The organism is Variovorax sp. P4_D9 (assembly GCF_056401695.1).
On record NZ_JBFUIU010000016.1, the window covers coordinates 1 to 17658 of the forward strand.

Annotated in this window: 21 protein-coding genes and 2 pseudogenes; 19 read left to right on the forward strand and 4 right to left on the reverse strand. The window is 67.4% G+C overall.

Going from position 1 to position 17658, the window contains the following annotated elements; genetic code table 11:
* The 7 genes and pseudogenes from gidA to AC1DY5_RS03360 all read left to right on the forward strand — a co-directional run.
* Positions 1-211 (forward strand): annotated as a pseudogene (gidA, locus tag AC1DY5_RS03330) (tRNA uridine-5-carboxymethylaminomethyl(34) synthesis enzyme MnmG); the annotation flags it as partial.
* Positions 208-846: a 16S rRNA (guanine(527)-N(7))-methyltransferase RsmG gene (gene rsmG, locus AC1DY5_RS03335; RefSeq protein WP_478108457.1), complete on the forward strand. Its 639-nt coding sequence runs from the start codon at positions 208-210 to the stop codon at positions 844-846. The pseudogene gidA and the gene rsmG, both read left to right, overlap by 4 nt.
* 60 nt (positions 847-906) lie before the next feature.
* Positions 907-1521: a LysE family transporter gene (locus AC1DY5_RS03340; RefSeq protein WP_478108460.1), complete on the forward strand. Its 615-nt coding sequence runs from the start codon at positions 907-909 to the stop codon at positions 1519-1521.
* Positions 1522-1523: 2 nt separating this feature from the next.
* Positions 1524-2381, forward strand: coding sequence for a ParA family protein (locus tag AC1DY5_RS03345; protein WP_478108463.1), 858 nt, complete (start codon positions 1524-1526; stop codon positions 2379-2381).
* The gene (locus tag AC1DY5_RS03350) at positions 2378-2920 is read left to right on the forward strand and encodes an RBBP9/YdeN family alpha/beta hydrolase (RefSeq protein ID WP_478108466.1); all 543 of its coding nucleotides are present in this window, start codon (positions 2378-2380) and stop codon (positions 2918-2920) included. Before AC1DY5_RS03345 ends, AC1DY5_RS03350 begins: the two co-directional genes overlap by 4 nt.
* A gap of 5 nt (positions 2921-2925) precedes the next feature.
* Positions 2926-3867 (forward strand): ParB/RepB/Spo0J family partition protein, encoded by a 942-nt coding sequence (locus AC1DY5_RS03355; protein ID WP_478108469.1) that lies wholly within the window; start codon positions 2926-2928, stop codon positions 3865-3867.
* Between the two features lie 109 nt (positions 3868-3976).
* The gene (locus AC1DY5_RS03360) at positions 3977-4858 is read left to right on the forward strand and encodes a CsgG/HfaB family protein (RefSeq protein ID WP_478108473.1); all 882 of its coding nucleotides are present in this window, start codon (positions 3977-3979) and stop codon (positions 4856-4858) included.
* Between the two features lie 49 nt (positions 4859-4907).
* Here AC1DY5_RS03360 and AC1DY5_RS03365 read toward each other — a convergent pair whose 3' ends face one another.
* Positions 4908-6332: an FAD-binding oxidoreductase gene (locus AC1DY5_RS03365; RefSeq protein WP_478108475.1), complete on the reverse strand. Its 1425-nt coding sequence runs from the start codon at positions 6330-6332 to the stop codon at positions 4908-4910.
* 69 nt (positions 6333-6401) lie between these two features.
* Here AC1DY5_RS03365 and AC1DY5_RS03370 point away from each other — a divergent pair, with 69 nt between their 5' ends.
* From AC1DY5_RS03370 to AC1DY5_RS03380, 3 genes are all read left to right on the forward strand, one after another.
* Positions 6402-6977, forward strand: a complete 576-nt coding sequence (locus AC1DY5_RS03370) for a cob(I)yrinic acid a,c-diamide adenosyltransferase (protein WP_478108477.1) — start codon at positions 6402-6404, stop codon at positions 6975-6977.
* A gap of 29 nt (positions 6978-7006) precedes the next feature.
* Positions 7007-7342, forward strand: coding sequence for a hypothetical protein (locus AC1DY5_RS03375; protein ID WP_478108479.1), 336 nt, complete (start codon positions 7007-7009; stop codon positions 7340-7342).
* A 125-nt stretch (positions 7343-7467) separates the two neighbouring features.
* Positions 7468-7899 carry an RcnB family protein gene (locus AC1DY5_RS03380; protein WP_478108481.1) on the forward strand — a complete coding sequence of 144 codons (432 nt, stop codon included), beginning with the start codon at positions 7468-7470 and terminating at the stop codon, positions 7897-7899.
* A gap of 12 nt (positions 7900-7911) precedes the next feature.
* On the opposite strand, the gene AC1DY5_RS03385 is transcribed toward AC1DY5_RS03380, so the two are convergent.
* The 3 genes from AC1DY5_RS03385 to azu all read right to left on the reverse strand — a co-directional run bounded on the left by AC1DY5_RS03385 (position 7912) and on the right by azu (position 9291).
* Positions 7912-8157, reverse strand: a complete 246-nt coding sequence (locus AC1DY5_RS03385) for a hypothetical protein (protein ID WP_478108485.1) — start codon at positions 8155-8157, stop codon at positions 7912-7914.
* A gap of 117 nt (positions 8158-8274) precedes the next feature.
* Complete coding sequence (gene phaP, locus AC1DY5_RS03390; RefSeq protein WP_478108489.1) at positions 8275-8766, reverse strand: TIGR01841 family phasin; 492 nt, start codon at positions 8764-8766, stop codon at positions 8275-8277.
* 72 nt (positions 8767-8838) lie between these two features.
* Entirely contained in the window at positions 8839-9291 is a 453-nt protein-coding gene (gene azu / locus AC1DY5_RS03395; protein ID WP_478108493.1) for an azurin, read from the reverse strand.
* Positions 9292-9639: 348 nt separating this feature from the next.
* On the opposite strand from azu, the pseudogene AC1DY5_RS03400 reads away from it, so the two are divergent.
* The 9 genes and pseudogenes from AC1DY5_RS03400 to AC1DY5_RS03440 all read left to right on the forward strand — a co-directional run bounded on the left by AC1DY5_RS03400 (position 9640) and on the right by AC1DY5_RS03440 (position 17657).
* A pseudogene (locus AC1DY5_RS03400) lies at positions 9640-10172 on the forward strand (OmpW/AlkL family protein).
* 54 nt (positions 10173-10226) lie between these two features.
* Positions 10227-12539 (forward strand): heavy metal translocating P-type ATPase, encoded by a 2313-nt coding sequence (locus tag AC1DY5_RS03405; protein WP_478108497.1) that lies wholly within the window; start codon positions 10227-10229, stop codon positions 12537-12539.
* The gene (gene ccoS, locus AC1DY5_RS03410) at positions 12539-12676 is read left to right on the forward strand and encodes a cbb3-type cytochrome oxidase assembly protein CcoS (protein ID WP_286372281.1); all 138 of its coding nucleotides are present in this window, start codon (positions 12539-12541) and stop codon (positions 12674-12676) included. Before AC1DY5_RS03405 ends, ccoS begins: the two co-directional genes overlap by 1 nt.
* Positions 12677-12743: 67 nt before the next feature.
* Positions 12744-14183 carry a cytochrome-c oxidase, cbb3-type subunit I gene (gene ccoN, locus AC1DY5_RS03415; protein ID WP_478108502.1) on the forward strand — a complete coding sequence of 480 codons (1440 nt, stop codon included), beginning with the start codon at positions 12744-12746 and terminating at the stop codon, positions 14181-14183.
* A gap of 9 nt (positions 14184-14192) precedes the next feature.
* Positions 14193-14819 (forward strand): cytochrome-c oxidase, cbb3-type subunit II, encoded by a 627-nt coding sequence (ccoO, locus tag AC1DY5_RS03420; RefSeq protein WP_478108506.1) that lies wholly within the window; start codon positions 14193-14195, stop codon positions 14817-14819.
* A 14-nt stretch (positions 14820-14833) separates the two neighbouring features.
* Positions 14834-14980 (forward strand): cbb3-type cytochrome oxidase subunit 3, encoded by a 147-nt coding sequence (locus AC1DY5_RS03425; protein ID WP_478108508.1) that lies wholly within the window; start codon positions 14834-14836, stop codon positions 14978-14980.
* A complete protein-coding gene (gene ccoP, locus AC1DY5_RS03430) occupies positions 14977-15894 on the forward strand; it encodes a cytochrome-c oxidase, cbb3-type subunit III (protein ID WP_478108511.1) in 918 nt (305 codons plus the stop codon). Before AC1DY5_RS03425 ends, ccoP begins: the two co-directional genes overlap by 4 nt.
* Before the next feature lie 21 nt (positions 15895-15915).
* Positions 15916-17355 (forward strand): cytochrome c oxidase accessory protein CcoG, encoded by a 1440-nt coding sequence (gene ccoG / locus AC1DY5_RS03435; RefSeq protein WP_478108513.1) that lies wholly within the window; start codon positions 15916-15918, stop codon positions 17353-17355.
* The gene (locus AC1DY5_RS03440; protein ID WP_478108515.1) at positions 17352-17657 is read left to right on the forward strand and encodes a FixH family protein; all 306 of its coding nucleotides are present in this window, start codon (positions 17352-17354) and stop codon (positions 17655-17657) included. The genes ccoG and AC1DY5_RS03440 overlap by 4 nt, the downstream gene beginning before the upstream one ends.
* Position 17658 lies beyond the last annotated feature (1 nt).

Here is a 17658-nt window from a genome sequence, read left to right on the forward strand (position 1 = left end):
TTCCTTCGACTATGGCCAGGTCAAGGCCCTGAGCTTCGAAGTGCGGCAGAAGCTGTCGAAGCATCGGCCCGAGACCCTGGGAATGGCGTCCCGCATTTCAGGCGTGACGCCCGCGGCGATCTCGCTGCTGATGATTCATCTTCGCAAGGGCGGGCATCAAGCCTTCGTGCGCGACACGGCTGAGGCCGCAGAATCGCCGACCGCCGAATGAGCCAGGAAGAACGACTGCGAGAGGGCGCTCGCGACTTGGGCCTGAGCCTGAGCGATTTGCAGTGCGAGCGCCTGGTGGCTTACGGTGCGCTCATCCTGAAGTGGAACAAGGTCTACAACCTTACCGCACTGAGGGATCCGGCGAGCGTCTTGACGCACCATCTGCTCGACAGCCTCTCCGTGATCGAGCCGCTTCGGCGCGAGTGTGCAGGCGGAGCGAATCTTCTGGACGTTGGGGCAGGGGCTGGATTGCCAGGCGTGGTGATCGCGATCCTGCGGGACGACATCCAGGTCACCTGCCTCGACGCGGTGGCGAAGAAGGCGGCCTTTGTCCAGCAAGTGGCCTCGGAACTGCGGCTGAAGAATCTCCGAGGCCTGCACGCTCGCGTCGAGACGCTCTCGGGCAGCTACGAGCTGATCAGCTCTCGCGCCTTTGCCTCACTGGCTGATTTCGTCCAGGGCTCGCATCACTTGCTGGCGCCGAAAGGCATCTGGATGGCCATGAAGGGCAGGGCGCCGGACGATGAAGTCGCTCAACTCTCCGCGGATTGCGAAGTGTTTCACGTGGAACAACTGACGGTTCCCGGCCTCGATGCCGAGAGATGCATCGTCTGGATGCGAAAACTCGGCGACTGATCAGCGCTTTGCGCGTCGACCTCGCTTAGACTCGACGCACTCCATTTTGAGGCACTTTCCATGTTCGGCATCGCTGACTACGGCGCATTCGTCGCGGCCATCATTCTTTTMCTTGCGATTCCCGGGCCTGGCAACCTCGCACTGATCACCTCGACCGGCAAAGGCGGGGTTCGCGGTGGCTTGGCCGCCACCTTCGGTGTGATTGCCGGCGACCAGGTGCTGATGTGGGCCGCCGTGGCCGGCGTCGCCGCCTTGCTGGCCGCCTACCCGGCCGCCTTCAGCGCCGTGCAGTGGCTGGGCGCGGCCTATCTGGCCTGGCTCGGCTACAAGATGATCCGGGCCAAGCCCGGTGCGGCGCCCATCCTGAATATCCGGCCCCGGCAGTACTTTCAGCAGGCCGTCACGATCACGCTGTTGAACCCCAAGGCCATCGTGTTCTACATGGCCTTCTTCCCGCTGTTCATCGATCCCACCCGCCACCAGGGCCTGGCGACCTTCGGCGCGATGGCCGCCACGATTGCCTTCCTGACCTTCTTGTACGGGCTGATCGTGACGCTTCTGACCTATTTCCTCGCGGAGCGGCTTCGTGCCAACCCACGAATCTCCGGCGCGTTGGCCAAGCTGGCCGGCGTCTTCCTGATCGCCTTCGGCTTCAAGCTGGCCATTTCAAGATAAGCATGGCCAAGATTTTTTGCATTGCGAACCAGAAGGGCGGCGTCGGCAAGACCACGACCACCGTGAACCTCGCGGCCGGCCTGGCCAAAGTCGGCCAGCGGGTCCTCATGATCGATCTCGACCCGCAGGGCAACGCCACCATGGGCTCCGGCGTCGACAAGCGCCAATTGGAAACCACGGTCTACGACGTCCTGATCGAGTCGGCGTCCGTGGCCGAAGCGCGCGTCAGCTCCGAAAAGTGCGGCTATGACATCCTCGGTGCCAACCGCGAATTGGCTGGCGCGGAGGTCGAGATGGTGGCACTCGACCGGCGCGAGAAGCGCCTGCGCACGGCCTTGGCCGCGGTCGGCGCCGAGTACGACTTCATACTGATCGATTGCCCACCCAGCCTGAGCCTGCTGACCCTCARCGGCCTGTGCGCTGCCCACGGCGTGATCGTTCCGATGCAGTGCGAGTACTTCGCGCTCGAAGGCCTGACCGACCTGGTCAACACCATCAAGCAGGTGCACGCCAACCTCAACAAGAACTTGCAGATCATCGGCTTGCTGCGCGTGATGTTCGACCCCCGGATCACGCTGCAGCAACAGGTCAGCGAGCAGCTCAAGGCCCATTTTCGCGAGAAGGTGTTCGACACCGTGATCCCGCGCAACGTGCGGCTGGCGGAAGCGCCGAGCTACGGGCTGCCGGGCGTAGTGTTCGACCCGCTGGCCAAGGGCAGCCTGGCTTTTGTTGCCTTCGCGCAGGAACTGGTCGAGAAGATGCCTCCGGCCAGCGCGCTGGCCTCCGAGGCGGCCGCGCCGCCGGTGCCGGCCCCGATGGACGCGCCGCCCGTGGCGGTACAGATGCCGGATGGCCCTTGAGCGCGCCGACGATCCTGCTGCTGCCCGGCTGGCAGAACAGCGACCCAGGCCACTGGCAAAGCCTCTGGGAGGCGGTCCACGGCGATCATCGGGTCGAGCAGCACGACTGGATGCGGCCCTTGCGCGGCGACTGGTGCGCCCGGCTCGAGGAAGAAGTGCTCGCGGCCCCGGGCGCGGTCGCTCTGGCGGCGCACAGCCTCGGGTGCATCCTGGTAGCGGCCTGGGCCGCCCACTCCCCTCACACCCGCAAGGTGCGGGCGGCGCTACTGGTGGCGCCAGGCGACGTCGAGCGCGACGACCTCCGCCAGATGATCCCGGGCTGGGCGCCGATCGTGCGCCGCCGGCTGCCATTCCCGTCGCTGATGATTGCCGCCCATGACGACCCCTACTGCGAGGCGGGACGTTCCCGCCAGCTGGCGGCCGACTGGGGTGCACGTTTCATCGATGCCGGTGCCCGCGGGCACATCAACAGCGAATCCGGCCTGGGCGACTGGCCCGAAGGCCGCGAATTGCTGAACGACCTACTGAAAGACCAATGACCTCAATGGCGACGAAGAAACCCAAGGGCCTCGGCCGCGGCCTTGAGGCCCTGCTGGGCCCGACCTTCAATGGCGCGGACAACGCGGTCAACGACGACTCGGTGTCGCCGAACCCAACCACGCTCCTGCTCGAACAGATGGTGCCGGGCGTCTACCAGCCGCGCACCCGGATGGACGAGGGCGCGCTCTACGAGTTGGCCGAGAGCATCAAGGCGCAGGGCATCATGCAACCGATCCTGGTGCGCCGGCTGGACGCCGATGCGGCGCGCGAGAAGAGGGCCGAATTTGAGATCATCGCGGGCGAGCGCCGCTTCCGCGCGGCCGGCCTGGCCGGCCTCGAAAGCGTGCCGGTGCTGGTGCGTGACGTGCCCGACGAGGCCGCCGCGGCCATGTCACTGATCGAGAACATTCAGCGCGAGGACCTCAATCCGCTCGAAGAAGCCCAGGGTTTGCAAAGGCTGGTGCAAGAGTTTGGACTTACTCACGAATCCGCGGCGCAGGCCGTGGGGCGCTCCCGCAGCGCGGCCAGCAACCTACTGCGCCTGTTGAACCTGGCCGAGCCTGCCCAAGCCATGCTGATGGCCGGCGACATCGACATGGGCCACGCCCGCGCGCTGCTGTCGCTCGACAAGGGCACGCAGATCACCGCGGCCAACCAGATCGCCGCCAGGAAGATGTCGGTTCGCGAGGCCGAGGCCCTGGTCAAGAGGCTCGCGGCCGAGTTCAGCCTCACGCCGTCGCCGCGACGCGGCAACGCCGAGAAGTCGCGCGACCTGCTGCGCGTCGAGGAAGAACTCGCCGACCTGCTGGCGGCCGAGGTCGAAGTCCGCATCAGGAAGCGCACCCGGCGTGGCGGCAAGTTGGAGGAGCGCGGCGAACTCGCCATCCACTTCGGTTCGCTGGATGCGCTCAACGGCCTGATCGACCGGATCCGCCAAACGGCCTAGGCCGCGCGTTTCGGCGGCCCATGCTTCTGGTTGAATTGATTCAACCAGTTACCCGTCCTATGCTCCCGCTACAACTTTTTTAATGTAAAAGTTCTAAGAGGGAAAGCATATGGGACACCTCAACTGGCCTCTGGGCGCCGTGGCCGCGGGTGCGCTGCTGCTCACCGCCTGCCAGACCACCGACATGCAGATGGGCAGCCAGAGCGCCAAGACGGTGGCCACCGGCAGCGCCGCGGGCAGTGCCAGCGCCAACACCAGCGGCGCACTCGAGAAGTGCGAGGCCCCGCTGGGCACGGTGTCTTTGATCGAGAACCAGTCGGCCGGCTGGTACACGATCCTGCGCAATGAATACAAGCTGCCTCCGACCGCCAACCTGCTGAGGCTGTTGGTCCAGCAATCGAACTGCTTCGTGGTGGTCGAGCGCGGCGCCGCGGGGATGAACGCCATGTCGCGCGAGCGCCAGTTGTCGCAGTCGGGCGAGATGCGGCAGGGCAGCAACTTCGGCGGCGGCCAGATGGTCGCCTCCGACTACGGTTTGTCGCCCGAGATCGTCTTCAGCAACCAGAACGCTGGGGGTGTCGGCGGTGCGCTCGGCGGGCTGGTCGGCGGCCGCTACAGCGGCGTGCTATCGGCGGTCGGCGGCAACATGCAGACGAAGGAGGCCAGCGCGTTGTTGACGCTGATCGACAACCGGTCCGGGGTGCAGGTCGCGGCCTCGGAGGGAAGCGCCTCGAAGACCGATTTCGGCGCCTTCGGCACGGTCTTCGGCGGCAGCGGCGGGGCTGCGCTGGGCGGCTACACCAACACGGCCCAGGGCAAGGTGATCAGCGCCGCCTTCATGGATGCCTTCAACCAGATGGTGGTCTCGCTGCGCAACTACAAGGCGCAGACGGTGAAGGGCCAGGGCCTCGGCGGCGGCGGCCGCCTGAGCGTCGATGGCGCCGCCCCACCGTCGCAGACCTCCGCTCCACAGCCTGCAAGGAAGAAGTAGCTCGCCCCTAGGTTGCTCGGCACTTCGTGTCCGGGCAACCTGGGGGGAGTCAGACCGTGAAGATCTTGCCGGGATTCATGATGTTCTTGGGGTCGAGCGCGCGCTTGATGGTGCGCATCATGTCGACCGCGCCGGCGCCGGCCTCGGTCACCAGGAAGCCCATCTTGTGCAGGCCGACGCCGTGTTCGCCGGTGCAGGTGCCTTCGAGCGCGAGGGCGCGCGACACCAGCGCGTGGTTGAGTTTCTCGGCGGTCACGCGCTCCTCCGGAATGTTCGGGTCGAGCAGATAGCCGAAGTGGAAGTTGCCGTCGCCCACGTGGCCGACCAGGAAGTAGGGGATGCCGCTGGCGTCGGCCTCGGCCACCGATTCGAGCAGGCAGTCGGCCAGCCGTGAGATCGGTACGCAGGTGTCGGTGGAGATCACGCGACAACCCGGACGCGACTGCACCGCCGCKAAGTAGCTGTTGTGCCGCGCGGTCCAGAGGCGGGTGCGTTCCTCGGGCGTGCTGGCCCATTCGAAGGCCTTGCCGCCATGGCCGCTGGCCAGTTCCTGCACCGTCTCGGCCTGCTCCTTGACGCCGGCCGGCGAGCCGTGGAACTCCATCAGCAGCATCGGTTCTTCGCGCAGGCCAAGCTTGGCGTAGGAGTTGACCATCCGCACCGTGTTGACGTCGATCAGCTCGACCCGCGCGATCGGCACGCCGAGCTGGATGATCTCGATCGTGGTCCGCACCGCGGCCTCGATGCTCGGGAACGAGCAGATCGCGGCCGACACCGCCTCGGGCAGCGGATAGATCCGCAGCGTGACTTCGGTGATCACGCCCAGGGTGCCCTCGCTGCCGACCATGAGCCGGGTCAGGTCGTAGCCGGCCGAGGACTTCTTGGCCCTGGTGCCGGTGCGGATCACTTCGCCGTCGGCCGTCACCACCTCGAGCGCCAGCACGTTCTCGCGCATGGTGCCGTAGCGAACGGCGTTGGTGCCGCTCGCGCGCGTGGCCGCCATCCCGCCGATCGAGGCGTCGGCGCCCGGGTCGATCGGGAAGAACAGCCCGGTGCTCTTGATCTCCTCGTTGAGCTGCTTGCGCGTGACGCCGGGCTGCACGGTCACCGTCAGGTCGTCGGCGTTGATCGACAGCACGCGGTTCATGCGGCTGACGTCGATGCTGATGCCGCCCTGCACCGCCAACAGGTGGCCTTCGAGCGAGGAGCCGACGCCGAAGGGGATCACCGGCACGCTGTGCTCGCCGGCCAGCTTCACCGCATCGGCGACGTCCTCGGTGCTCTCGGCGAAGACCACCGCCGAAGGCGGCGGCGCATCGAAGGAGGATTCGTCTCGGCCGTGCTGCGTGCGCACGGCCAGCGCGGTCGAGCAGCGCTCGCCGAAGCGGGTCTTCAGGGAGGCGATCAGCGCGTCGGGCACCGCACGCAGCGCGATCTCGGGCGTGAATTGGGAGGGGGCGGTCGGGGCGTTCATGGGGCGCGGTCTCCTGAAGGGTCTAACATTCTACGAACCGCACCCCCAACCCGCACGAGAGAGACATCCATGGGCAACCGCCTGACACAGATCGCAACCCGCACCGGCGACGACGGCAGCACCGGCCTCGGCGACAACACCCGCGTCCCCAAGGACCATCTGCGCGTGCACGCGATGGGCGACGTCGACGAACTCAACTCGCACATCGGCGTGCTGCTGTGCGAGCCGATGCCGGCCGCCGTGCGCGAGCTGCTGGTCGACGTCCAGCACCAGCTCTTCAACCTGGGCGGCGAGCTCTCGATGCCGGGCTACACGCTGCTCAAGGCCGAGGCGGTATTACAGCTCGACAATGCGCTGGCCGAGCACAACGCAGCCCTGCCGCGGCTGGCCGAATTCATCCTGCCAGCGGGCACCCGTGCCGCTTCGCAGGCACATGTCTGCCGCACGGTGGCCCGGCGCGCCGAGCGCGCGGTGGTGGCGCTGGGTGCGGAGGCGGAGCTCAACGCCGCGCTGCGGCACTATCTGAACCGGCTGAGCGACTTGCTGTTCGTGCTGGCACGGGTCCTCAACCGGGTCGATGGCGGCGACGATGTCTACTGGAAGAGCGAGCGCATGGCCCGAGCCGCCGACGAGCGCCAGGACTGAACCCGAGACCCCCGAAGGAAAGCCAACGAATGAACATGATCCAATCTCCCCGCGCCCGCCTCGCCGGCGCGGCCTGCGCCTTGATGGGCGCTCTCGCCGTGCTGCCTTTGTCCGCTCAGGGCGCGGACAACAAGGCGCAAGTGAAAGACAGCAAGGTCCTCAGCGGCATCGAGCGTGGCAGCGATGCCGCCGGCCGCGGCATCACGCACGGTGCCGATGCGACCCGGCGCGGCGTCGACCACACGGCCGAGCGTGCCAGCGCCCCGGTACGCCGCTGGGGCGAGGCCCTGGGCCGCAAGATCACGCCGAAGGGCAGCCACGCGCGGGCCGCACCGGCGGTCGGCCCCCAGGGCAACTCACCCTGACGCAGGGCAGCGGACCTGTCGCCCGGGCTTTACCTGGCTTCACGTGCCGCGTACACGCGCCGGGGATGCGCGATACATGCGCCTTCCACACTGGACTCCTCATCAACGCAGAAGGAGTTCCGAAAATGATTCATTCAAAGAGCATGGCCGTTGCCGCCGCAGCGCTCGCGATGTGCATGGCGGGAAGCGCCTTCGCACAGGATTCCCGCTTCGATCGCGGCGACCGCTTCGCGCCGCAACAGCAGCACCACGAAGGCGCGGCGGGCTACGACCGCGGGCGCCCCGATGAGCGCGGCGACTACCGCTCGAACGGCTATCGCCCCGACGACCGTCCGGGTCGCCAGTTCGAGCATCGCAGTCCCCACCCGCATGCAGAGTGGCGCCGCGGGGGTCGCGTGCCGAGCGAATACAGGGGACGCCAGTACGTCGTGAATGACTGGCGTGGGCACCATCTGCAGCAGCCGCAACGCGGCTACCAGTGGGTCGGCGTGGGCGGCGACTTCGTGCTGGCCGCCGTTGCGACCGGCCTGATCGCGCAGATCATCGTCGGCCAGTAAGGGCGGCCGGGCTCAGGCTGCGGAGGGCGCGAGCTGGGCGCAGACGTTGCGCCCGGTGATGGTGAGCCGCAGCCCGCCGCCATGCCATTCGAGCCAGTTGAGCCGGACGTAGGCATCGATGTCGCGGTCGTCGATGCGGTCGGCCTGGTGGTTCTGCAGGTGGCCGACCGTGCCGGGCAGGGCCTGCCGGAGTCGTTCGCGGGAGGCGGCTTCTTCGGCCGCCCTGGCGGAGATGCGCGTCTGAGAATTCGAGGCCATGCGGGTTCGTTCCAATCGCTGAGGAATCGCTCCAATGTACGCTTCCTGCGCAATCAGTCACGGACCTATTTCTCGATATTGCGCAGGACAAACACCCGTTCCGCCCAACGGGGCGCCCTATTTGCGCGGCTGCAACAGCTTGCTGACCTCGTCGACGTTGTCGCGAATTCGCTGCCGCACCACTTCGAAGGCGTCGGACTGCGACTTCGCGGCCATCTCCGACAGTTCGCGAATGTCGTCCAGCGCCTGCTTGAAGGCCGCCTTGCCCATGGCATCGAGCTTGGCGAAGCCCTCGCGCGGGTCGTTGCCCGACAGACCCTTCACGGTGCCCTGCCATTCCTCGATCGTGGTCTTGAGCATCTCGGTCTGGCGCTGCACCACGGCCTGCAAGCCCTGGTAGGACTTCTCGTTGGCCTTCACCAGCGCCTGTAGGTCCTTGCGCCCGCTCTCGACGATGGCGCCAGCAGCACCGGCCAGCGGCAGGTCCTGCAGCCGCTCGGCCATGCCCTTGAGCGGCTTGATGAAGGCATCCTGGACATCGGCCGGCGTGGGGATGCCCCCGGCGCGGGGCTTCTTGGCGGCAGTGGTGCTCGACTTGCTGGTGGCCATTGCACTATCTCCAGTATTTGAGGTTGGGCTGTCACGATACGCCCTGAAGGGGGTTTCGTGAAAGCCCCGCGGCTACTTGACCAACTTGAGCGTGCCCTTCATGAGCCCGGAGTGGCCGGGGAAGGAGCAGAAGTAGGTGTAGCTTTCGCCGGCCGTGAGCTTGGCCGGCGAGAAGCCGACGCTGTCGGTCTCGCCGCCGCCGACGATCTTCGTRTGGGCCACGACGCGCGCATCGCCGGCCTTGACGTAGTTCTGCGGCAGGCCGGCGGCAATGCCGTCGGCGGCGACCGCCTGGACATCGGCGGTCTTGACCAGAACCCAGTTGTGACCCATGGCCTGCGCGGGCATCTTGCCGCTGTGCTTGAGCTTGACCTTGAATTCCTTGCAGCTCTGGCTGACCTCGATCACGGCCTTGTTGAATTGCATGGCATCGTTGCCTTCGATCTCGACCGCGCAATCGGCGGCGAAGACGGGAGCGGAGGCGAGGGCCAGCACGGCGAGGGCGGCGAGACGGTGATGAAGCATTGAAGGGTTCCCCAGGGAAAGAAACAGAAACAGGCGGGCCGCGCACCTTGCGCAGCGCGGACTTCATTGTCGAGCCTGTCCGCTGCCGTTCAATGACCTGCGTCAACATCGTCGCAGTGAGCCTCCACTTCCGTTCTCGGCGGCAACCGTCGTGTTGCCCCAGATCAAGGGCGCTGCGGCGAGCCGCGGCCGACACTGCCTCCAGTGTCGACTTCGTAGGTCGGCCATCACTGGAGAAGCAAAAAAGAATGGTTGGCAGCAATCTCAAGCGCGCACTGATCGGCGCCGCCCTCGGCACCTTGTGTGTCCTCCCCCGCAGCGGCTCAGGAAGCACAGGGCAACTGGCTCGTGCGCGCCCGCGCTGCGCATCGATACGGCCAACAAGTCCGATCCGATTCCTTCGCTGGGAGTGCCGGCCAATGCAATCACGTCAATGACAAGACCATCCCCGAAGTCGACATCACCTACTTCTTCACGCCGAACATCGCCGCCGAACTGGTGCTGACCGTGCCGCAGAAGCAGACGGTGACGGTGCAGCCGAGCGCGCTGGGCGGCCCGGTCGACATCGGCACCTTCAAGCACTTGCCGCCGACAATGATGCTGCAATACCACTTCCAGCCCGACGCGACGATTCTCCCTATGTCGGTGCCGGCCTGAACTACCTGGTGGTGCCCACGGTCGGCCGCCTCGACCTCGAGAACAGCAGCTTCGGCCTGGCCGTCGGCGGCGGCGTGGACATCGCGGTCGCCAAAAATGTGTTCCTGAACTTCGACGTCAAGAAGGTGCAGATCCGTTCCGATGTGAGCCGTCTGGGCCAGAGGCTCACCACGGTGAAGATCGACCCCTGGCTGTTCGGCGTCGGCGTGGGGTACCGTTTCTGAGCCTCCCTTGATTTGGGTCAATCTCCCGCCGGCTGCGCCCGCTAGCCTCGGGGCATGGAAGCTGTGCTCTCTCGCGCCCCGGGCTTGCCTGCCGCGCCGCAGTCGGCCTGGTCGGTGCTGGACGATCCGGCCGAATGGCCGGGTTTCGGGCGCGCGCTAGACGACGGCGATGCCGCCGCGTCCCGCTGGGAGTCGCAGGTCGTGGTCGAGGGCATTCACTGCGCGGCCTGCGCGTTCACGGTCGAGGCGGCGCTGAGGCAGGTGCCGGGCGTGCTCTCGGYCGAAGTCAATGCGGCCAGCCGGCGGGCCCGCGTGGTTTGGTCGGCGGCGACAGTCAAGCCATCGCGCTGGTTCTCTGCCTCCGATTCGGCGGGCTACCGCCTGGTGCCGGCCGCCGACATGCTGGCGAGCGCGCGGCGGGCCCGAGAGGCGCGGCTCGCGCTCTGGCGCTGGCTGGTGGCGGGCTTCTGCATGATGCAGGTCATGATGTACGCCTACCCGGCCTACATCGCACAGCCCGGCGACATGACGCCGGACGCCGCCCAGCTGCTGCGCTGGGCCTCGTGGGTGCTGACGCTGCCGGTGCTGATCTTTTCCTGCGGCCCCTTCTTCCGCAGCGCCTGGCGCGACCTGCGGCAGCGCCGCATCGGCATGGACCTGCCGGTGGCGCTCGGCATCGCGATCACCTTCATCGTCGGCACTTCGGCCACCTTCCATCCCGAGGGGCCGCTCGGCCGCGAGCTCTATTTCGATTCGCTCACGATGTTCGTCTTCTTCCTGCTGACCGGCCGCTGGCTCGAGGCGCGGCTGCGCGATCGCACCGCCGGCGCCCTCGATGCCTTGATGAACCGGCTGCCCGACAGCGTGCTGCGGCGCGATGCCGACGGCGAGTTCGAGCGCGTCGCTGTGCGGCGGCTGGTGGTCGGCGACATCCTGCGGGTGCTGCCGGGCGAGGCCTTTCCGGCCGACGGCCGCGTGGTCGCGGGCGACACCTCGGCCGACGAGGCGCTGATCACCGGCGAGTCCCGGCCGGTCGCGCGTCCCTGCGGCGCCCGGGTGCTGGCGGGCAGCCACAACGTCGGCGCGATGGTCGAGGTGCGGGTCGAGGCGCTCGGTCCGGACACCCGCTTCGCGGAGATCGTCGCCCTGATGGAAAGCGCTTCGCTGCAGAAGCCGAGGCTCGCGAAGCTGGCCGATCGCGCGGCGCGGCCCTTCCTGCTCGCGGTGCTGGTCGCGGCGGCAGCGGCCGCCGCGTACTGGTGGCAGGTCGATTCGGGCAAGGCGCTGATGGTCGCGGTGGCGGTGCTGATCGTGACCTGTCCCTGTGCGCTGTCGCTGGCCACGCCGGCCGCGATGCTCGCGAGCGCGGGCACGCTGGCGCGCGGCGGGGTGCTGGTGCGCAACCTGCAGGCGCTCGAGGCGCTGGCCGCGGTCGACACGGTGGTGTTCGACAAGACCGGCACGCTGACCCGCGACACGCCGCGCCTCGATCGCGTGTACAGCCGCAAGGGCGTGCGGCCGGGCGACGCGGTCGAACTCGCGGCCGCGCTGGCGGCGCAGTCGCTGCATCCGGCGTCGCGGGCATTGGTCCGGGCCTGGAGCGAGCAGCACCGGATGGCGCCGGACTGGACGCTGGTGCGGCTCGCCGAGCGTGTGGGGGAGGGCCTCGAAGGCGCGCTGAGCCGTGGCGCCGGTGCGCCGGAGCGCCGCCTGCGCCTGGGCTCGGCCGCATTCTGCGGCGTGCCGCCGCTGCAGGTGGAGGCGGCCCAGGTGCATCTCTGCGACGACCAGGGCTGGGTCGCGAGCTTCGTGCTGGCCGAGGACCTTCGGGAGGACGCCGCGGGGGCGGTGTCGGCGCTGGGCGCGCAGGGCCAGTCGGTGTGGCTGCTGTCGGGCGACAGCGGCGCCGCGGCGCGCGAGGTGGCGCAGCGCGCCGGCATCACCCAGACGCTCGGCGATTGCACGCCCGAGGACAAGTTGCGCCGATTGAAGGACCTGCAGGCCGAGGGGCGGGCCGTCGCGGTGGTGGGCGACGGCCTCAACGACGGGCCGGTGCTGGCCCATGCGCATGCGTCCTTCGCCTTCGGCCGCGCCGTGCCACTGGCGCGCGCCAACGCCGACTTCGTCGTCCTCGGCGATTCGCTGGGCGTCATTCCCGGCGCCATCGCGCAGGCACGGCAAACCCTCCGGGTGGTGCGTCAGAACCTGTGGTGGGCGGCCGGCTACAACGCGGTATGCGTGCCGCTCGCGATCGCCGGCTGGCTGCCGCCCTGGCTCGCGGGGCTCGGGATGGCCGCGAGCTCGCTGGCCGTGGTGCTGAACGCGGCGCGGCTGGCCCGCCGGCCGCTCGGAGCGGAGGCCGCCTAATGGACATCCTGTTCCTGCTGATCCCGTTCTCGGTTGTGCTGGTGCTGTTCATCCTCGCCGGTCTTTGGTGGGCCGTGGACCGCGGCCAATTCGACGACGTCGAGGGCGAAGGCGAGCGCATTCTGCGCAACGATTGACCTGCATCAAGCCCACCCGCGCGCTGTGCCGGGACACTGTGCCCGTTTCATCAATGAAGGCCCTGCGATGCATGCTCCAACTCCTTCCGCGCCCGTCTACAGCGACACGGTGGTGCGACAGTTCGCTCTCATGTCGGTGGTCTGGGGTGTGGTCGGCATGCTGGTGGGCGTCATCATCGCCTCACAGCTGGCCTGGCCCGAGCTCAACTTCGGCATCCCCTGGCTCAGCTACGGGCGGCTGCGGCCGCTGCACACCAACGCGGTGATCTTCGCCTTCGGCGGCTGCGCGCTGATTGCCACCAGCTTCCACGTGGTGCAGCGCACCTGCCAGGTCCGGCTGTTCGCGCCGGCGCTGGCCTCGTTCGTGTTCTGGGGCTGGCAGGCGGTGATCGTGGCCGCCGCCATCAGCCTGCCGCTGGGCTACACCAGCGGCAAGGAATACGCCGAGCTCGAGTGGCCGATCGACATCCTGATCGCGCTTGTCTGGGTGGCCTATGCCATCGTGTTCTTCGGCACCATCGGCATCCGCAAGGTGCGCCACATCTACGTGGCCAACTGGTTCTACGGCGCCTTCATCATCGCGGTGGCCCTGCTGCACATCGTCAACAGCGCCGCGATCCCCGCCGGCGCGATGAAGAGCTACTCGGCCTACGCCGGCGTGCAGGACGCGATGGTGCAGTGGTGGTACGGCCACAACGCGGTCGGCTTCTTCCTCACCGCCGGCTTCCTCGGGATGATGTACTACTACGTGCCCAAGCAGGCGGGCCGTCCGGTGTACTCGTACCGGCTCTCGATCGTGCACTTCTGGGCGCTGATCTTCACCTACATGTGGGCCGGCCCACACCATCTGCACTACACGGCGCTGCCCGACTGGACGCAGTCGATCGGCATGGTGTTCTCGCTGATCCTGCTGGCGCCCAGCTGGGGCGGCATGATCAACGGCGTGATGACGCTCTCGGGCGCCTGGCACAAGCTGCGCACCGACCCGATCCTGCGCTTCCTGATCGTCTCGCTGTCCTTCTACGGCATGTCGACCTTCGAGGGTCCGATGATGTCGATCAAGACCGTCAACGCGCTCTCGCACTACACCGACTGGACCGTCGGCCACGTGCACTCCGGCGCGCTCGGCTGGGTCGGCCTGATCTCGATGGGCGCGCTCTACTACCTGATCCCGCGCATGTACGGCCGCACCGAGATGTTCAGCGTCAAGGCGATCGAGTTGCACTTCTGGATGGCGACCATCGGCATCGTGTTGTACATCGCCGCAATGTGGATCGCCGGCGTGATGCAGGGCCTGATGTGGCGCGCGATCAATGCCGACGGCACGCTGACCTACACCTTCGTCGAAGGAGTCAAGGCGACCTATCCCTATTACGTGGTGCGCGTGCTCGGCGGCGTCCTGTATCTGAGCGGCATGCTGGTGATGGCATGGAATGTCTGGATGACGGTGATCTCGGGCTTCTCCAAGCCGTCGCCGATTCCGCAGCCCGCCATTGCCCACGCCTGAGGACACACCATGAGTTCGAATACCCCCCCGGCCGGTTTCTCGCACCAGAAGATCGAGACCAACAACTTCCTGATGATCGTGCTGATCCTGCTGGTGATCGCGGTCGGCGGCCTGGTCGAGATCGTGCCGCTGTTCTTCCAGAAGTCGACCACCGAAGCGGTCACCGGCGTCCAGCCGCTGACGCCGCTGCAACTCGCGGGCCGCGACATCTACGTGCGCGAGGGCTGCTACAACTGCCACTCGCAGATGATCCGGCCGTTCCGCGCCGAGACGCTGCGCTACGGCCACTACTCGGTGGCCGGCGAATTCGTCTACGACCACCCCTTCCAGTGGGGCAGCAAGCGCACCGGGCCCGACCTGCACCGGGTCGGCGGCAAGTACAGCGACGAATGGCAGCGCATCCACCTGAACAACCCGCGCGACGTGGTGCCCGAGTCGAACATGCCTGCCTACACCTGGCTCGAGAAGACGCCGCTCGACGGCGCCGAGTCGGTCGCCCACATGACGGCGCTGCGCCGGGTCGGCGTTCCCTACACCGACGCCCAGATCGCGGCCGCTCCGGCTGAGGTCAAGGGCAAGAGCGAGATGGACGCCATCGTCGCGTACCTGCAGTCGCTCGGTCTCGCACTCAAGTAAGTAGGAGCGCAACGATGGACACCATCACCACCCTGCGGATCGCCGCCACGCTGGCGTCGTTCGCCACTTTCATGGGCATCCTGGTTTGGGCCTATTCGCGCCGCAACGCGAAGGCCTTCGAAGAGGCCGCACGACTCCCCTTCGAAGAGGACCCCTCATGAGTGACTTCACCAGCGACTTCTGGTCGCACTTCGTGACCGCCATCTCGCTTGGCGGCATCCTGGCCTGCGCACTGCTGCTGTGGCTGACCGCACGCTTCCGCGGCCCGGCCAGCACCGACAACACCACCGGCCACGTCTGGGACGAAGACTTGCGCGAGATGAACAACCCGTTGCCGCGCTGGTGGATGGGCCTGTTCGTGCTGACCATCGTGTTCGGCATCGGCTACCTGGTGGTGTTCCCGGGCCTCGGCAGCTACCGCGGCACGCTCGCCTGGAGCACCCAGGGCGAATACGCCAAGGATGTCGAGAGGGCCAACGCCGAACTGGCGCCGGTCTACGCCGCCTACTCGGCCCAGCCGGTCGAACGCCTGGCCGGCGATGCCGGCGCGATGGCGATCGGCGAGCGCCTGTTCCTCAACAACTGCGCGCAGTGCCACGGCTCGGATGCGCGCGGCAGCAAGGGCTTCCCGAACCTGACTGATGGCGAATGGCTGCACGGCGGCACGCCCGAGAAGATCCACGAGACCATCGCGCTCGGCCGCGTCGGCGTGATGCCGCCGATGGCCGAGGCGGTCGGTTCGGCCGAGGACGTCAAGAACCTCGCCAACTACGTGCTGAGCCTGTCGGGCAGCCCGCACGACTCGGTGCGCGCCGGACTCGGCAAGAGCAAGTTCACGGTCTGCGCGGCCTGCCACGGCATCGGCGGCGTCGGCAACCCTGCGGTGGGTGCTCCGAACCTGGCCGACAAGATCTGGCTGCACGGCTACGGGCAGGAGGCGATCATCGCGATGATCAATGGCGGCAAGACCAACCAGATGCCGGCGCAGCAGGGTCGCCTGACCGAGGCACAGATCCATGTGCTGACCGCCTACGTCTGGGGCCTGTCCAACAAGTCGGCCGCCGCAGGGCAATGAAGGCGATGGCCTGAGGTCCCCATGAGCGATTCCCTGCCCGGACCGACGCCGCCGCCGCGCACCGTGATTCCGATCGCGCCGGTCGAGGAGGGCGTCGGCCTCTACGCGGCCCACAAGAAGATCTATCCGCGCAGCGTCAGCGGCTATTTCGCTCGCTGGCGCTGGGCGTTGGTGTTCGCGACGCAGCTGGTGTTCTACGGACTGCCGTGGCTGGAGTGGGGCCAGCGCCAGGCCGTGCTGTTCGACCTCGGCGCGCGGCGCTTCTTCCTGTTCGGACTGGTGCTCTATCCGCAGGACCTGATCTACCTGACCGGGCTGCTGGTGATCTCGGCCCTTTCGCTGTTCCTGTTCACCGCGGTGGCGGGCCGCCTGTGGTGCGGCTATGCCTGCCCGCAGACCGTCTACACCGAGATCTTCATGTGGGTCGAGGAGAAGATCGAAGGCAGCCGCATAGCGCGGATGCGACTCGACAGCGGCGACTTCTCGACCGAGAAGCTGGTCAAGAAGTGGTTCAAGCATGTGGTCTGGATCTCGATCGGGCTCTGGACCGGCTTCACCTTCGTCGGCTACTTCACGCCGATCCGCGAACTGGCCATGGAGTTCCTGCAGACCCGCATGGGCTCCTGGGAAATCTTCTGGGTCTTGTTCTACGGCTTTGCGACCTACGGCAACGCCGGCTTCATGCGCGAGCAGGTGTGCAAGTACATGTGCCCCTATGCGCGCTTCCAGAGCGCGATGTTCGACCGAGACACGCTGATCGTCAGCTATGACGCCGCGCGCGGAGAGCCGCGCGGCGTGCCGGCCAAGGCGCGGGCAGCCGCGGCGCCGGCGCTCGGCCACTGCATCGACTGCAAGCTGTGCGTGCAGGTCTGCCCGACGGGGATCGATATCCGCCAGGGCCTGCAGTTCGAATGCATCGGCTGCGGCCTCTGCGTGGACGCCTGCAACATCGTCATGGACAAGATGGAGACCCCGCGCGGCCTGATCCGCTATGCCACCCAGAACAGCATGGCCGGACGCTGGACGCCGCAGCAGGTGCTGCGCCGCGTGCTGCGGCCGCGGGTGCTGATCTACACCACGATATTGGGCGTGCTGTGCATCGGCCTGCTCGCCAGCCTGGTGACGCGCACGCCGCTCAAGGTCGACGTCGTGCGCGATCGCGCGTCGCTGGCGCGCATCGTCGAGGGCGGCCAACTCGAGAATGTCTATCGCCTGCAGATCATGAATGCCACCGAGCAGGTGCAGCGCTACCGGATCGAGGCAAGCGGCCTCGAAGGGCTGCACGTGTCCTCGGAATCCGTGGTCGAGGTCGCGCCGGCGCAGTCGCGCTGGGTGGCGGTCCGGCTGCAGCTGCCCTACGGCGCGGCACCGGCCGGCTCGCACAAGGTGCACTTCGATGTCCGAGCGGAAGGCGGCCTGGGCAGCGTGTCCGAGAAGGCCGTGTTCCTGGTCCCGCGATGAACCCCCTGGTGTCCAAGGAGACGATGATGACCGACGAGAACGACGCGATCCGCCCCTGTCCGCCCTGGTACCGCTTTCCGCTGGTGTGGATGGTGATCGGCGGGCCGGGCGTGGTGGTGATCGCGAGCTTCACCACGCTGTGGCTGGCCCTGCGCACGCCCGATCCGGTGGTCGACGAGAACTACTACCGCAAGGGCGTGGAAATCAACCGCACGCTGCCCGACAAGAAGCTGATGCCGGCGGTGGCCGGTCGAAACCACGCGTTGACGCCGAGCGCCGACATCCCGGCCCCGAGGCGCTGAG

Coding starts and splice junctions, on each gene's coding strand:
- rsmG (WP_478108457.1), top strand. CDS start 208: ATGAGCCAGGAAGAACGACTGCGAGAGGGCGCTCGCGACTTGGGCCTG.
- AC1DY5_RS03355 (WP_478108469.1), top strand. CDS start 2,926: ATGGCGACGAAGAAACCCAAGGGCCTCGGCCGCGGCCTTGAGGCCCTG.
- AC1DY5_RS03360 (WP_478108473.1), top strand. CDS start 3,977: ATGGGACACCTCAACTGGCCTCTGGGCGCCGTGGCCGCGGGTGCGCTG.
- AC1DY5_RS03370 (WP_478108477.1), top strand. CDS start 6,402: ATGGGCAACCGCCTGACACAGATCGCAACCCGCACCGGCGACGACGGC.
- AC1DY5_RS03375 (WP_478108479.1), top strand. CDS start 7,007: ATGAACATGATCCAATCTCCCCGCGCCCGCCTCGCCGGCGCGGCCTGC.
- AC1DY5_RS03380 (WP_478108481.1), top strand. CDS start 7,468: ATGATTCATTCAAAGAGCATGGCCGTTGCCGCCGCAGCGCTCGCGATG.
- AC1DY5_RS03385 (WP_478108485.1), bottom strand. CDS start 8,157: ATGGCCTCGAATTCTCAGACGCGCATCTCCGCCAGGGCGGCCGAAGAA.
- phaP (WP_478108489.1), bottom strand. CDS start 8,766: ATGGCCACCAGCAAGTCGAGCACCACTGCCGCCAAGAAGCCCCGCGCC.
- ccoS (WP_286372281.1), top strand. CDS start 12,539: ATGGACATCCTGTTCCTGCTGATCCCGTTCTCGGTTGTGCTGGTGCTG.
- ccoN (WP_478108502.1), top strand. CDS start 12,744: ATGCATGCTCCAACTCCTTCCGCGCCCGTCTACAGCGACACGGTGGTG.
- ccoO (WP_478108506.1), top strand. CDS start 14,193: ATGAGTTCGAATACCCCCCCGGCCGGTTTCTCGCACCAGAAGATCGAG.
- AC1DY5_RS03425 (WP_478108508.1), top strand. CDS start 14,834: ATGGACACCATCACCACCCTGCGGATCGCCGCCACGCTGGCGTCGTTC.
- ccoP (WP_478108511.1), top strand. CDS start 14,977: ATGAGTGACTTCACCAGCGACTTCTGGTCGCACTTCGTGACCGCCATC.
- ccoG (WP_478108513.1), top strand. CDS start 15,916: ATGAGCGATTCCCTGCCCGGACCGACGCCGCCGCCGCGCACCGTGATT.
- AC1DY5_RS03440 (WP_478108515.1), top strand. CDS start 17,352: ATGAACCCCCTGGTGTCCAAGGAGACGATGATGACCGACGAGAACGAC.